11 protein-coding genes and 1 tRNA gene are annotated in these 14,210 nt (G+C 71.3%); 5 read left to right on the top strand and 7 right to left on the bottom strand.

The features are described from left to right. Positions 1 to 29: 29 nt before the first annotated feature. The gene (locus AB0C01_RS15010) at positions 30 to 617 is read left to right on the top strand and encodes a TetR/AcrR family transcriptional regulator (RefSeq protein WP_357244882.1); all 588 of its coding nucleotides are present in this window, start codon (positions 30 to 32) and stop codon (positions 615 to 617) included. 372 nt (positions 618 to 989) lie between these two features. On the opposite strand, the gene AB0C01_RS15005 is transcribed toward AB0C01_RS15010, so the two are convergent. From AB0C01_RS15005 to AB0C01_RS14985, 5 genes are all read right to left on the bottom strand, one after another. Continuing rightward, a tRNA-Val gene (locus tag AB0C01_RS15005) sits at positions 990 to 1,061 on the bottom strand. A 76-nt stretch (positions 1,062 to 1,137) separates the two neighbouring features. Beyond that, positions 1,138 to 1,602, bottom strand: coding sequence for a peroxiredoxin (locus AB0C01_RS15000; RefSeq protein ID WP_357244880.1), 465 nt, complete (start codon positions 1,600 to 1,602; stop codon positions 1,138 to 1,140). An 86-nt stretch (positions 1,603 to 1,688) separates the two neighbouring features. Continuing rightward, on the bottom strand, positions 1,689 to 2,126 hold the full coding sequence (locus AB0C01_RS14995) for a DUF3052 domain-containing protein (protein ID WP_007463483.1): 438 nt from the start codon (positions 2,124 to 2,126) through the stop codon (positions 1,689 to 1,691). A gap of 113 nt (positions 2,127 to 2,239) precedes the next feature. Then, entirely contained in the window at positions 2,240 to 4,687 is a 2,448-nt protein-coding gene (locus AB0C01_RS14990; protein WP_357571389.1) for a thiamine pyrophosphate-dependent enzyme, read from the bottom strand. Positions 4,688 to 4,738: 51 nt separating this feature from the next. Then, positions 4,739 to 5,143, bottom strand: a complete 405-nt coding sequence (locus AB0C01_RS14985) for a MarR family winged helix-turn-helix transcriptional regulator (protein ID WP_357245195.1) — start codon at positions 5,141 to 5,143, stop codon at positions 4,739 to 4,741. Between the two features lie 227 nt (positions 5,144 to 5,370). On the opposite strand from AB0C01_RS14985, the gene AB0C01_RS14980 reads away from it, so the two are divergent. Then, positions 5,371 to 7,017 carry an alkaline phosphatase D family protein gene (locus tag AB0C01_RS14980; protein WP_357571388.1) on the top strand — a complete coding sequence of 549 codons (1,647 nt, stop codon included), beginning with the start codon at positions 5,371 to 5,373 and terminating at the stop codon, positions 7,015 to 7,017. Between the two features lie 144 nt (positions 7,018 to 7,161). On the opposite strand, the gene AB0C01_RS14975 is transcribed toward AB0C01_RS14980, so the two are convergent. Next, a complete protein-coding gene (locus tag AB0C01_RS14975) occupies positions 7,162 to 7,566 on the bottom strand; it encodes a YjbQ family protein (RefSeq protein ID WP_357244874.1) in 405 nt (134 codons plus the stop codon). Between the two features lie 349 nt (positions 7,567 to 7,915). Here AB0C01_RS14975 and aceE point away from each other — a divergent pair, with 349 nt between their 5' ends. Then, positions 7,916 to 10,654, top strand: a complete 2,739-nt coding sequence (aceE, locus tag AB0C01_RS14970; RefSeq protein ID WP_357571387.1) for a pyruvate dehydrogenase (acetyl-transferring), homodimeric type — start codon at positions 7,916 to 7,918, stop codon at positions 10,652 to 10,654. A 277-nt stretch (positions 10,655 to 10,931) separates the two neighbouring features. Here aceE and AB0C01_RS14965 read toward each other — a convergent pair whose 3' ends face one another. Continuing rightward, entirely contained in the window at positions 10,932 to 11,378 is a 447-nt protein-coding gene (locus AB0C01_RS14965; RefSeq protein WP_088988232.1) for an SRPBCC domain-containing protein, read from the bottom strand. A gap of 188 nt (positions 11,379 to 11,566) precedes the next feature. On the opposite strand from AB0C01_RS14965, the gene AB0C01_RS14960 reads away from it, so the two are divergent. Both AB0C01_RS14960 and AB0C01_RS14955 read left to right on the top strand, forming a co-directional pair. Next, entirely contained in the window at positions 11,567 to 12,916 is a 1,350-nt protein-coding gene (locus AB0C01_RS14960; RefSeq protein WP_357244868.1) for a GH1 family beta-glucosidase, read from the top strand. Continuing rightward, positions 12,913 to 14,190, top strand: a complete 1,278-nt coding sequence (locus AB0C01_RS14955; RefSeq protein WP_357571386.1) for an MFS transporter — start codon at positions 12,913 to 12,915, stop codon at positions 14,188 to 14,190. The genes AB0C01_RS14960 and AB0C01_RS14955 overlap by 4 nt, the downstream gene beginning before the upstream one ends. The last annotated feature ends 20 nt before the right edge of the window (positions 14,191 to 14,210 follow it).

Raw genomic sequence — 14,210 nt, 5'->3', positions numbered from 1 at the left:
CCCTCAACAACTTTGGCAAGGTGTAAGAGATGAGTGGTTCAGCGGACCGCAACCGCCGCGCGGACGCGCGCCGCAACAGCGGTGCGATCCTCGACGCGGCGCTCCGACTGCTCGACGCGCAGCCCGACGCCAGCCTCGACGCCATCGCCGGTGCCGCCGGCGTCACCCGGCAGACCGTCTACGCCCACTTCCCGTCCCGTGAGCACCTGATGGTGGCCGTCGTCCGACGGATCACCGACGAGGCCGTCGCCGCGATGGACGCCGCCGAGCCGGACCGCGGACCCGCCCCGGACGCGCTCATCCGCGTCCTCACGGCCGGCACCCAGATCGCCGAGCGCTATCCGGGCCTGACCCAGCAGATCGCGTCACTGCCGGTGAGCCCGCAGGTCGACGAGGAACGGCACGCGCCGGTCGCCGACCGGATCGACCGGGTGGTCCGGCGCGGACAGGCGAGCGGCGAATTCGACAGTGGACTACCGGCCGGGTTGCTCGCCGCGATCACCATCAAGATCGGCCACGCCGTGGGCGAGGAGGTCGACGCCGGCCGGATGTCCCGGGCCGAGGCCGCCGACGCGCTGCGTACCGTCCTGATCAGGCTGCTGCGACCCAGCAGGTGATCATCCGCGGACGCTGAGGTGCGGCCGCGGCCGAGCCTCGATCGGCAACGATGGGCGACATGACCCGGCTGAGAAAACCGATGACGTGCGACGACCGACCCGGGGAGGCGCGGTGACGCAGCGCCCGCCGCACCAGCGGGGCCGGTGTCCCGTCTGCAAACGCCTCGTACCCCTCACCGCCGAGGGCGACGTGGCGCGACACAACGGCACCATTCGTGCCTACGCCCCGCCCGAGGAGTGCCCCGGGGGTGGACAGCGAGCGGAGGCCACGGGGTCGTGAGCGGAAGCGCGAGCAGGCCTCGTGGGCTGGGCCAGGAGACGAGATGGGCCGCCGGATCACCGGCAGCCCATCTCGCTTGCTGGACTGAGGGGTGGGCGCGGCAGGTTTCGAACCTGCGACCCCCCGCTTGTAAGGCGGGTGCTCTCCCACTGAGCTACGCGCCCGGATCGCCCGTGCGGCGGGCCGGTGGCTGGCAAGCTTACCTGCTCGCCGCCGGCCCCGGCGCACGGCGTACTCCGGTCAGCCGGTCACTTCGGCGAGGGCCTTGCGCCAGCCCTGCTGGTCGCGGGCCTCGCCCGGGCCGTTCATCTCGGCGAAGCGGACCACGCCGGCCTTGTCGATGACGAAGGTGCCCCGGTTGGCGATGCCGGCGACGTCGTTGAAGACCCCGTACGCCTGGGCGACGGCGCCGTGCGGCCAGAAGTCGGCAAGCATGGGGAACTGGTAGCCCTCACGGTCGGCCCAGATCTTGTGGCTGTAGACCGAGTCGACACTGACCGTCAACACCTGGACGTCGTCGTTCGCGTACGCGTCGAGGTTGTCCCGCACCTCGCACAGCTCACCCTGGCAGGTGCCGGTGAAGGCGAGCGGGTAGAAGACCAGCAGGACGGAGCGCCTGCCCCGGAAGTCCGACAGTCGGACCTCCTGGTTGTTCTGGTCCTTCAGGACGAAGTCCGGCGCCTCGGCACCAACCTCGATGGGCATGCGTACTCTCCTCGGGGGTCGAGTCGGGTTACGGCACCAGCCTGCCACCCGACGGTGCGGACCGCCGGGCTGCGAAGCGGCGCGGGCTACTTCTTGGCCTTGGCCCCTCGGCGCAGCACGAGACGTGCGCCGCTCCAGTCCCGGCCGGCGTTGACGGTCGAGGTCTGCTGAAGGCCGGCGGTGGGCGCGGACTCCGCGACCTCGCTCGGCTCGACATGCCCGTCACGCCCCGCCTTCGGGGTGAGGAGCCACACGACCCCGTTGTCGGCCAGCGGGCCGAGGGCGTCGACGAGAAGTTCGAAAAGGTCACCGTCGCCGTCGCGGTACCACACCAGCACGGCGTCGACCACCTCGTCGGTGTCCTCGTCGACCAGATCTCCACAGCGGTCGGTCAGGGCGTCTCGGAGATCCTGGTCGACGTCGTCGTCGTACCCCATCTCCATGACGACCATCCCCGGTTCGATACCGAACCGGTCCGCCAGGCTGCGTACCCCGTCGGCGGCCTGACCAGCGGTCGCGCTCACTGTCGCGTGCCTCCTCATCTCGTCCCTGCTCGCGGCGTCGGTGCGACGGCCGTCAGGCAAAGTCCACACAGTTGTTGGTCCGCGCGCAAGTGGCGCACCGGGTGGAACGGAATTTACCGTGCCAGCAGCGTACGGGCACCGTCGGTAATGGCTTCCGCGGAGACCAGTACGTGACGCGCTGCCGGACCTAATGGTACAAACGAGTCAACTCCGGCCACCCGACGTGCGGCACCGACATATCCGGCGTCGACCAGGGCGGCGATGACCCCCTCGCCCACCCCGCCGGATCGGCGCGTCTCGTCCACCACCAGCACCCGGCCGGTCGCCGACGACTCCCGGATGATGTCGGCCACCGGCAGCGGCGCCAGCCAGCGCAGATCCACCACCCGGGTGCCCACCCCCTCCTCGGCGAGGACCGCCGCGGCCCGCAGCGACATCCGCACCCCGTTACCGAAGGTGATGATGGTCAGGTCGTCGGCCGAGCCGACCCGGTAGACCCGGGCCCGACCGATCGGCACGTGCCCGGACACCCACGCGCCCGGCTCCGGATAGCCGGCCAGCCACTCCCCGTCGCCCTCGGCGTACAGGTCGCGCGTGTGGTAGAGCGCTATCGGCTCCACGAACACGCAGACGCTGCCATCCACCGCCGCGCTGGCCAGGCAGGTCCGTAGCATCGGTGCCGCGTCGTCCGGCCGCGCCGGCACCGCGACCACCAGACCGGGCACATCCCGGAGTACGGCCACCGAGTTGTCGTTGTGGAAGTGCCCGCCGAACCCCTCCTGGTACGCCAGCCCGGCCACCCGGACCACCATCGGGTTGCGGAACGCACCCCGCGAGAAGAACTGCATGGTGGCCGCCTCGCCGCGCAGTTGGTCCTCCGCGTTGTGCAGGTACGCCAGGTACTGGATCTCCGGCACCGGCAGCATCCCGGCCAACCCGGCGCCGAGGCCCAACCCGAGGACCGACGTCTCGTCGAGCAACGTGTCGAAGACCCGGGCCGCCCCGAAACGGTCACGCAGCCCCTTCGTCACCCCGTACACGCCGCCCTTGGCCGCCACGTCCTCGCCGAAGATTGCCATCTGCGGGTGGTCGAGCATCCCGTCGGCGAGTGCCGCGTTGATGCTCTGCGCCAGGGTCATCGGCCCGGCCAGCTCCGGCGGCTTGCCCCCGAACGCCTCGGCCCGGGCACCGGCGCCCGGTCCGCTGGCCCGCGCCGCGGCGTCGCCCACCGCCCGCGCCACCCGCACCGGACGGCGGGGCGCCAGCGCCGACACCACGTCGGCCGCGGAGGCCAACTTCGGCTCGCCCAGCACCTCCTCGGCCAGCCGCCGTACCTGCCAGCCGGTCTCGTCGTACCGGGCCAGCAACTCCTCGCCGGTGGCCACGCCGGCGTCGACGAGCAGCCGCGCGGTGGCGACCACCGGGTCCCGGTCCAGGTCCTCGGCCAGTTCGGCCGCGCTCCGGTACGCCGACTCCGCGTCCGCCCCGGCGTGTCCCATCAGCCGTACCGTCCGCAGGTGCAGCACGGCCGGCCGCCGGGTACGGCGTACCCAGGCCGCGGCCTCCGCCGCCACCGCGTACGTCTGCACCGGGTCGGCCCCGTCCGCGCTGAAGTAGCGGATGCCCGGCCTGGCCCGCAGGGTGGCCTCGACCCAGCCCTCCGGTGAACGGACGCTGATGCCCAGCCCGTTGTCCTCGCAGACGAAGAGCACCGGGATGCGCAGCTTGGCGTGGTCGTACCACCCGGCGGTGTTGAGTGCCGCGGTGGCACTGGCGTGGTTGACCGAGGCGTCGCCGAAGGAACACACCACGATCGCGTCCGGGGGCCACGGGGCGGCCGCTGGGACCGCGCCACTGCCGACCCCGGTACGTCGCCCGGCGTTGTCCAGCCGGCGCAGCCGCTGCACGGCCAGCCCCATCCCGACCGCGCGGGGCAGGTGCGAGGCGATGGTGGAGGTGGTCGGCACGATGGCCAGATCGGCCCGGCCGAACACCTTGTGCCGGCCGCCGGCGACCGGTTCCTGACTGGAGGCGACCATCCCGCGCAGCACGTCCCGGGCCGCGTCCACGTACGGCGCGAACCCGCCGGTGGGCGACTCGGACCCGATGGGCTGGGCGTCGGTCAGCTCGGAGTCGGTCGGCTCGGAGTTGCTCGGCTCGGAGTCGGTCGGCTCGGCGTCGGGCGGCTTCGGGTCGGCGGTCGATGCCGAGTCGGCGGCGACCTGCGCGGCGCGGACGCAGTAGAAGGCGCCGGAGCGGTAGTGCAGCAGCGCCGGATCGGTGGGGCGCAGCGCGGCGGCGACCGCGGCGTTGCCCTCGTGCCCGGCCGAGCCGATGGTGTAGAAACCCTCCCCGAAGCTGCGCAGCCAACGGCCGGCCAGGTCGAGCTGCCGGCTGGTCACCTGCGCGTCGAACAGGTCCAGCACCTGCGCGCCGGTCAGTGGGGCATCGTCGCTGACCGGGTCGGCGGGATCACGCCGCCGCCCCGCGGCGGGCAGAGCCGCCAGGGTCTCCCGGAACCGGTCGTCGAGATCTTGCGGGGTTGTCACGTGGGACAGCATTACCGACGAGGGCCCTGGTCGCCCAGTGGGACACGGTCGGCGCGTGTCGACTCACTCCGGCCCGCAGGGCTCCAGACGGTCACCGGAGGACACCTTCCGGACCAGGTCACGAAGGGTGCTCAGCTCCCGGTCGGTCAGCCCGGACAGGAGTCGGGAGTCGGACATCACCTCGGTCACCCGGTCCCGTTCGATGCGTCCCCTCTCGGTCACCACCAACGTCTTCTGCCGACGGTCCCCGGGGTCGGTGCGGCGCTCGACCAACCCGGCCTGCTCCAGCTTGTCGACCAGCATCGTCACGTTCGACCTGTCGCAGCCCAGTCGACCGGCGAGATCACGGGCGGGCAGCGGGTGGTCCGGGTCCAGTTCGCGCAACGCCCGGGCCGCCGCCGGCGTGAGCCCCAGTTCGGCGAACGCGGAGCCCTGCCGGTGACGCAGAGCGTCGCTCACGTGGGCCATCCGGCGCAGCACGTCGGCGGCGAGATCAGCCCGATCCACCGGTCCACCTGCTGCGGAACCCACCTCCTGCGTCACGGCCACATCGTACGCAGTGCGCCCAGGACGAATCGACAGCGGTCGTCGGTGTTCGACTGCCGGCGACGAGCCGGGCCACTGACTGTCATCTGTCGGCCACCGGGGCTCGCCAGGCTCCCGGTGTCACGCAGATCGGACTCTGGGGAGGATTCGTGTCACTGTCCCGACGTACCATCCTGCTGTCCGGCGCCGCAATCGGCGCCGCAGGCGCGGTCACCGGGCTGCCGGCGGCGGCCGGCGCGGCGGCGGCCCGGCCGCTGGCCTACCCGTTCACCCTCGGTGTGGCCTCCGGCGACCCCGACCACGACGGATTCGTGTTGTGGACCCGCCTGGCCCCGCAGCCACTGGCCGAGGACGGCCTCGGCGGCATGCCGGACCGCGCGGTGCCGGTCCACTGGGAGTTGGCCGTCGACGAGCGGTTCCGGCATGTGGTGCGCCGCGGCGTCGCCGTCGCCCGCACCCGCTCGGCGCACAGCGTGCACGTGGAGTTGGCCGGCCTGCTGCCCGGGCGCGAGTACTTCTACCGGTTCCGGGCCGAGCGCCACGTCTCGCCGACCGGACGTACCCGCACCGCCCCGGCACCATGGAGCATGCCGGCCGCCCTGGCGATGGGCTTCGCCTCCTGCTCCCAGTACGAGCACGGTTACTTCACCGCCTACCGGCGGCTGGCCGAGACCGAGCCGGAGCTGATCCTGCACCTGGGCGACTACCAGTACGAGTACGCCCCGGACACGTACAACGTCCCCGGTGGCAACCCGCGTGACCACGAGGGACCGGAGACCCGGACGCTGGCCAACTACCGGCAGCGGCACGCCCAGTACAAGACCGACGCCGACCTGCAGGCCGCGCACGCGGTGGCGCCGTGGGCGGTGGTGTTCGACGACCACGAGGTGGAGAACAACTGGGCCGACGAGGTGCCCGAGGCGCCGGACCCGGAGTTTCCCGCGCGGCGGGCGGCGGCGTTCCAGGCGTACTACGAGAACATGCCGCTGCGGCGCACCTCGATCCCCCGCGGCATCGACATGCAGCTCTACCGGCGGGTGCGCTGGGGGCGGCTCGCCACGTTCCACCTGCTCGACACCCGGCAGTACCGCGACGACCAGGCCTGCGGCGACGGCTATCGGGACTGCGCGGCGGCAGCCGACCCGTCCCGGTCGATCACCGGGGCCGAGCAGGAGGCGTGGCTGCTGGACGGCTTCCGTCGCTCGGACGCCCAGTGGGACATCCTGGGCCAGCAGGTCTTCTTCGCTCAACGGGACAACAACTCCGGTCCGCTCACCGTCACCAGCATGGACTCCTGGGACGGCTACGTCGCCTCCCGGGACCGCATCACCCGGGGTTGGTTGGCTGCCGGGGTACGCAACCCGGTGGTGCTGACCGGCGACGTGCACGCGCACTGGGCCAGCGACCTCAAGCTGGACTACGCCGATCCGACCTCGCGCACCGTCGGTACCGAGCTGGTCTGCTCCTCGATCACCTCGACGGGTGACGGCGCGGACTCGACGTCCGGCTCGCACCCGTGGTTCGCGTTCAACCCGCACCTGCGCTTCCAGAACAACCTGCGGGGATACGTGCGCACCACGATCACCCCGGGACAGCTCACCGCCGACTTCGACGTGCTGCCGTACGTCAGCCGACCGGGCGCGCCCGCGTACACCCGGGCCTCGTTCGTGATCGAGGACCGCGTGCCCGGCCTGCACCAGACGGCGGACAACCCGGTCCCGTCGGCGGTTCGCAGCGCCGCGCCGTCCGCGGACCCCGGCCAGCAGACCGTCGATCAGGAAACCGTCCGCCCCTAACCGCCCGACGCCGCAAGATCCGCGCAACATCGGGGAAACTGCTGCCTCGGCACAGGCTGAGGCAGCAGTTTCGGAGATGTTGCGCGGATCTTGAGCTGAGCGCCGGCACGGAGCGGCGGCACGGGTCGAGGCCCAGGACGGCGATCAGCCGGGGAGGAACGAGAAGCGGACCTGGCGGGTCGGGTTGTCGCCGTTGGTGTCGACGAGACAGATCGACTGCCAGGTGCCGAGCGCGAGCCGGCCGCCGAGCACCGGCAGCGTGGCGTACGGGGGGACGAGCGCCGGCAGCACGTGGTCGCGGCCGTGGCCGGGCGATCCGTGCCGGTGCCGCCAACGATCCGTCGTGGGCAGCAGGTCGTCCAGCGCGCTCAGCAGGTCGTCGTCGGAGCCCGACCCGGTCTCGATGATCGCCAGACCGGCGGTGGCGTGCGGCACGAAGACGTGCAACAGGCCGTCGTCCTCGCCGGAGACGAACTGCTGGGCCTCTGCGGTGATGTCCCGGACGGTCGGCCGTGACCCGGTCTGGACGGTGATGACGTCGCTGCGCATACGTCGCATTCTGCCGCAGGCACGAGTCAGGATCCGCCGCCACCGCCACCCGAGTCGCCGCCACCGCCACCACCGGAACCGCCACCGCCTCCGGACCAGCCACCGCCGTCGGACCAGCCCTCAGCGCCTCCCGACCGCCAGAAGCGCACCGCCCGCACCCACTCGTCGCCCATTCATGGCGTCACGATAAAAGGCCCAGACAAGGGGTCGAGGGCACTTCGTAGCGCTAAGTTACCGGCGGGTACCTGTGTTCAGCATCGCGTCCGGGGGACCTAGGCGTGACGAGGGGTGCCACGAGAGGGCAGGATGGCGCTAGAGACCTATCCCACACACAACCGAGGGAACGCCTGTGGCTACGGAACGCAAGCGCCCGGTGATCAGCGACGGCCTACCGAGCCAGCTTCCGGACATCGACCCTGAAGAGACAAGCGAATGGGTCGAGTCGCTTGACGGTGTCATCGACGAACGCGGTGCCAAGCGCGCCCGCTACGTCATGCTGCGCTTGCTGGAGCGGGCCCGTGAGCGCCAGGTCGGGGTTCCGCCCCTGACCACCACCGACTACATCAACACCATCCCGTCGGAACGCGAACCGTGGTTCCCGGGTGACGAGCACGTCGAGCGGCGGATCCGGGCGTACGTCCGGTGGAACGCCGCGATGCTGGTGCACCGGGCGCAGCGCCCGGAGATCGGCGTCGGCGGGCACATCTCGACCTTCGCCAGCTCGGCGTCGCTCTACGAGGTGGGCTTCAACCACTTCTTCCGGGGCAAGAACCACCCGGGCGGCGGCGACCACATCTTCTACCAGGGCCATGCCTCCCCCGGCATGTACGCGCGGGCGTTCCTGGAGGGGCGGCTCAGCGAGCACCAGCTCGACGGGTTCCGCCAGGAGTTGTCGCACCCCGGCGGTGGGCTGCCGTCGTACCCGCACCCGCGGCTGATGCCGGACTTCTGGGAGTTCCCCACCGTCTCGATGGGTCTCGGCGGTCTGAACGCGATCTACCAGGCCCGGTTCAACCGCTACCTGCAGCACCGCGGCATCAAGGACACCTCGCAGCAGCACGTCTGGGCGTTCCTCGGCGACGGCGAGATGGACGAGCCGGAGACGCTGGGCGCCATCGGCGTGGCCGCCCGCGAGGAGCTGGACAACCTCACCTTCGTGATCAACTGCAACCTCCAGCGGCTGGACGGCCCGGTCCGGGGCAACGGCAAGGTCATGCAGGAGCTGGAGTCGTTCTTCCGGGGTGCCGGCTGGAACGTCATCAAGGTCGTCTGGGGCCGGGAGTGGGACCCGCTGCTCGCCGCGGACACCGACGGCGCGCTCGTCAACCTCATGAACACCACGACCGACGGCGACTACCAGACCTACAAGGCGGAGTCGGGCGCGTACGTGCGGGAGCACTTCTTCGGCCGCGACGCGCGGACCCGCAAGATGGTCGACCCGCTCAGCGACGACGAGATCTGGAACCTCAAGCGGGGTGGGCACGACTACCGCAAGCTCTACGCGGCCTACAAGGCGGCCACCGAGCACACCGGTCAGCCCACCGTCATCCTGGCGAAGACGATCAAGGGCTGGACGCTCGGCTCGCACTTCGAGGGCCGCAACGCGACCCACCAGATGAAGAAGCTGACGCTGGAGGACCTGAAGACCTTCCGCGACCGGCTCTACCTGGACATCCCGGACAAGGCGCTGGAGGACAACCCCTACCTTCCGCCGTACTACAACCCGGGTGAGAAGTCCGAGGAGATCCAGTACCTGAAGGAGCGGCGCGAGCAGCTCGGCGGCTACCTGCCGTCCCGGCGGACCAGCACCAAGCGGCTGACCATCCCCGGTCCGGAGCGGTTCGCCGACGTCAAGCGCGGCTCGGGCAAGCAGAAGGTGGCCACGACGATGGCCTTCGTCCGCCTGCTCAAGGACATCATGAAGGACAAGGAGTTCGGCAAGCGCTGGGTGCCGATCATCCCGGACGAGGCCCGTACCTTCGGTCTCGACTCGATCTTCCCCACCGCGAAGATCTACTCGCCGCACGGCCAGCGCTACACCTCGGTCGACCGGGAGCTGTTCCTGTCGTACAAGGAGTCGACCACCGGGCAGATCCTGCACGAGGGGATCAACGAGGCCGGCTCGGTCGCCTCGTTCACCGCCGCGGGTTCGGCGTACGCCACGCACGACGAGCCGATGATCCCGATGTACATCTTCTACTCGATGTTCGGGTTCCAGCGGACCGCCGACGGGCTCTGGGCGGCAGCCGACCAGATGGCGCGAGGCTTCCTGCTCGGCGCCACCGCCGGTCGGACCACGCTCAACGGTGAGGGCCTCCAGCACGAGGACGGCCACTCGATGCTGATCGCGGCCACCAACCCGGCCGTGGTCGCGTACGACCCGGCGTTCTCGTTCGAGATCGCGCACATCATGGAGCACGGCCTGCACCGGATGTACGGGGACGCGCAGGAGAACGTCTTCTACTACCTGACGGTCTACAACGAGCCGATTTTGCAGCCGGCCGAGCCGGCCGGGGTGGACGTGGAGGGCCTGCTCAAGGGCATCTACCGCTACTCCCCGGCGCCGGAGGTCGACGGCCCGAAGGCCAACGTGCTCGCCTCCGGCACCGGCATGCAGTGGGCGCTCAAGGCCCAGCAGTTGCTCGCCCAGGACTGGGGGGTGGCCGCCGACGTCTGGTCGGTGACCTCCTGGACGGAGCTGCGTCGCGACGCGGTGGAGACCGAGGAGTACAACCTCCTCAACCCGGGCGCCGAGGCGAAGGTGCCGTACATCGCGCGGAAGCTCGCCGACGCGGACGGGCCGAAGGTCGCGGTCAGCGACTGGATGCGGGCGGTGCCGGACCTGATCGCCCGCTGGGTGCCCGGCGACTACACGTCGCTCGGCACCGACGGCTTCGGCATGTCGGACACCCGGCACGCGCTGCGCCGGCACTTCCACGTCGACGCGGAGTCCATCGTGGTGGCCACGCTGCGGCAGCTTGCCCGCAGCGGTGCGGTGGCGGCCAGCGTGCCGGCCGAGGCCGCCAAGAAGTACGCGATCGACGACGTCAACGCCGCCCCGGTCGGCGAGACCGGCGGCGACAGCTGATCCAGCACCATCGAGAAGGGCCCGGCGCTTGCGCGCCGGGCCCTTCTGTTCGATCACAACCCACACCCCCCGCTCGGGTCGATCATGGAGTTGTGGTGGGGGACGAAGCAGTCAAGACACCTCGCACCGGGCACCACGACTCCATGATCGACCCGAGCAGGGGTGGGCGCGACCGCGGGCCGGCGGGGTCGGGAGCCGGAAGCGGCGGCGGTCCGGGGTCCCTGGCGGGGATCCGGACCACCGCCGTCGCGGGTGACGCCGGGAGGATGGGCGCTCGTCAGCCGACGGCGGCCAGGTCGGTGAGCCGGGCCAGCGAGTCCTCCAGGTCGGCGCCGACCCGACGCAGTCCGAGGCGCAGCAGGGCGGCCTTGACCGGGCCGGCCGGCCAGCGGACCACGATGAGCCGCACGATGGTCCCGCCCTCCTCCTCGTCGGTGGTGAGCTGGACGTAGATCTCGGTGCGCGCCTCCGCCCGAGAGCCCGCGCCCTTGGCCCGTTCCCGCCAGCCGATCAGCGTCGGCTCCTGGTAGGCGATCACCTCGGCCTCATGCGCCGAGCCGCGCCCGGCCTGGACCAGTTGTCGCCGGCCGAAGCCCTCTCCCGAGAGCACCTCGGCCGCGCGGACGCCCGCCAGCCAGGCCGGCAACTGCTCGGCCCGCTGGACGACATCCCAGACCACTTCAATTGGCGCCGCCACGTGCGCACTGCGTTCAACGAGGATCATTTCCGTCTTTCCTCCGGTGAGGACATCACACGATATCGGCACTCTATGCGCTAAATCGGACTTACCTGGACGGGTTCGGAAAAAGACACGCCGATCAACCATTGCGGATTGCGCCAAGCCGGCCTATGGCGCATTGATGGAGAGCGCCCTAAAGTCCCGAGCACGTTTCACGTTGACCGGGAGGGCGCATGTCGACCGCACCGATGCCGGGGTTCCCCGCCGGCTTCCGTTGGGGCGTATCCACCTCGGCCCACCAGATCGAGGGCGCCGCCACGGCCGACGGTCGCGGAGCGTCCATCTGGGACACGTTCGCCCACTCCCCCGGACGGATCAGCGACGGCAGCAGCGGCGAGGTCGCCTGCGACCACTACCACCGGTACGCCGAGGACGTCGCGCTGATGTCCGGCCTGGGCGTCGGCGCGTACCGGTTCTCCATCGCCTGGCCCCGGGTGCGGCCCACCGGCACCGGCCCGACCAACCCGGCCGGCCTGGACTTCTACGACCGACTGGTGGACGAGTTGCTGGCCGCCGGCGTCGACCCGGTGGCGACCCTCTACCACTGGGACCTGCCGCAGCCACTCGAAGAGGCCGGCGGCTGGCTGCACCGCGACACCGCCGCCCGGTTCGCCGAGTACGCCGACCTGACCGCCGCCCGACTCGGCGACCGGGTCCGGCTCTGGATCACCCTGAACGAGCCGTTCATCCACATGAGCCTCGGGTACGGCATGGGCGAGCACGCCCCCGGCCGGGCGCTGCTCTTCGACGCCTTTCCGACCGCCCACCACCAACTGCTCGGGCACGGGCTCGCGGTCGCCGCGCTGCGCACCCACACCAGCAGCCCGGTGGCGATCGCCAACAACTACTCGCCGGTGCGGGTGCTCGGCGACCGCGACGCCGACCGGGCCGCCGGGGCGGCGTACGAGGCGCTGCACAACCGGCTCTTCACCGACCCGCTGCTCGGCCGCGGCTACCCGGAGCTGCCCGGCCTCGACCCGAGCGTCGTGCGCCCCGGCGACCTGGACACCATCGCCGCGCCGATCGACGTGCTCGGGGTCAACTACTACAACCCCACCGGCGTACGGGCCGCCGAGGAGGGTTCGCCGCTGCCGTTCGACCTGGTGCCGCTGGACGGCTATCCACGGACCGCCTTCGACTGGCCGGTGGCCCCCGACGGCCTGCGCGAGCTGCTCGGCTGGCTCCGCGACACCTACGGCGACGACCTGCCGCCCATCGAGATCACCGAGGGCGGCTGCGCGTACGACGACGCGCCCGACGCCGACGGGCAGGTGGCCGATCCGGAGCGGATCGCGTACCTGGACGGGCACCTGCGGGCGGTCCGGGCCGCCATCGACGACGGCGTGGACGTCCGCGGGTACTTCGTCTGGTCGCTGCTGGACAACTGGGAGTGGGCCGAGGGGTTCACCAAGCGCTTCGGTCTGGTGCACGTCGACTACGCCACCCAGACGCGTACGCCGAAGTCGTCGTACACCTGGTTGCGGGACGTGATCGCGGCCTCCCGGGACGGGTCGGCGCGGTGACCACCCTCGACCCGACGCCGGCGTCGCTGCCGGCCGCGCTCGCCGAGCCGACCGTGCCGGTCCGGCGCGGCTGGATCGGTCTGATCTTCGCGGCCAACCTCGGGGTGTGGATGGCGTTCTTCACGCCCATCCAGGTGCTGCTGCCGCAACAGATCGAGCAGATCGCGCCCGGCGACAAGGAGAACATGCTGGCGGTGGTCACCGGCCTCGGCGCCCTGGCCGCGGTGCTCGCCAACCCCCTCGCGGGGGCGTACTCCGACCGGACCTGCCTGCGGATCGCCGGCCGGGAGTTCGGCCGCCGGCACGTCTGGACCGCGGGCGGGGCGCTGCTCGGCGCGGTGGCCCTGGTGCTGCTGGCCCAGCAGCGGACCATCCTCGGGGTGGCCCTCGGCTGGGTGGCGGCGCAGGTCTGCTTCAACGCGATGCTGGCCAGCCTCAGCGCGGCCATCCCGGATCGGGTGCCGGTCACGCAACGCGGCGGCGTCTCGGGTTGGGTGGGCATCCCGCAGGCGCTCGGGCTGGTACTCGGCGCGGTGCTGGTCACGGCCGTGGTCACCGGCAACGCGGCCGGCTACCTGGCCATCGCGGTGGCCATTCTGGTGCTGTCGCTGCCGTTCGCGCTGTTCACTCCCGACGAACCGCTGCCGCGTGCGCATCGGCCCGTGGTGCGCACGCGGGCGCTGCTGGCCTCGATGTGGATCAGCCCGCGTCGACACCCGGACTTCGCCTGGGCCTGGATCACCCGGTTCCTGGTCCAGCTCGGCAACGCGTTGGGCACCCTCTACCTGCTGTACTTCCTCACCGACGGGGTGCGCCACCCCGACCCCGAGGGTGGGCTGCTGGTGCTGATCCTGCTCTACACGCTCGGCATGATGCTGACCGCGGTGGTCGCCGGCCGGCTCTCGGACCGCTCCGGGCGCCGCAAGATCTACGTCATCGTGTCCGGGCTGATCATGGCGGTGGCGGCGCTGCTGCTCGCGGTCGCGCCGGTCTGGCCGATGGCGATCGTCGCCGCGCTGCTGCTCGGCGCCGGCTACGGCGTCTACCTCGCGGTGGACGCCGCGTTGATCACCCAGGTGCTGCCCCGGGCCACCGACCGGGCCAAGGACCTGGGCGTCATCAACATCGCGAACTCGGCGCCGCAGGTGCTCGGCCCAGCCCTGTCCGCCCCGCTCGTGGTGTACCTGGGCGGTTACCCCACGCTCTACGCGGTCACCGCCGTGGTCACCCTGGTCGGCAGCGCCCTGGTGGTGAAGATCCGCTCGGTGCCGTGAGTCGAGGCCCCTGGCGGAAT

It is taken from the genome of Micromonospora sp. NPDC048905 (assembly GCF_040649655.1).
In the GTDB taxonomy this organism is placed as follows: Bacteria; Actinomycetota; Actinomycetes; order Mycobacteriales; family Micromonosporaceae; genus Micromonospora.
The sequence above is the reverse complement of the archived record's forward strand: the minus strand, read 5'-3'. Positions and strand labels throughout refer to the sequence as shown.

What these genes read in the sequence shown, in the direction of transcription:
- AB0C01_RS15010 (WP_357244882.1), top strand. Translation starts at nt 30, where the DNA reads ATGAGTGGTTCAGCGGACCGCAACCGCCGCGCGGACGCGCGCCGCAAC.
- AB0C01_RS14960 (WP_357244868.1), top strand. Translation starts at nt 11,567, where the DNA reads ATGTCGACCGCACCGATGCCGGGGTTCCCCGCCGGCTTCCGTTGGGGC.
- AB0C01_RS14975 (WP_357244874.1), bottom strand. Translation starts at nt 7,566, where the DNA reads ATGCGCAGCGACGTCATCACCGTCCAGACCGGGTCACGGCCGACCGTC.
- AB0C01_RS14965 (WP_088988232.1), bottom strand. Translation starts at nt 11,378, where the DNA reads ATGATCCTCGTTGAACGCAGTGCGCACGTGGCGGCGCCAATTGAAGTG.
- AB0C01_RS15000 (WP_357244880.1), bottom strand. Translation starts at nt 1,602, where the DNA reads ATGCCCATCGAGGTTGGTGCCGAGGCGCCGGACTTCGTCCTGAAGGAC.
- AB0C01_RS14985 (WP_357245195.1), bottom strand. Translation starts at nt 5,143, where the DNA reads ATGGCCCACGTGAGCGACGCTCTGCGTCACCGGCAGGGCTCCGCGTTC.
- AB0C01_RS14990 (WP_357571389.1), bottom strand. Translation starts at nt 4,687, where the DNA reads ATGCTGTCCCACGTGACAACCCCGCAAGATCTCGACGACCGGTTCCGG.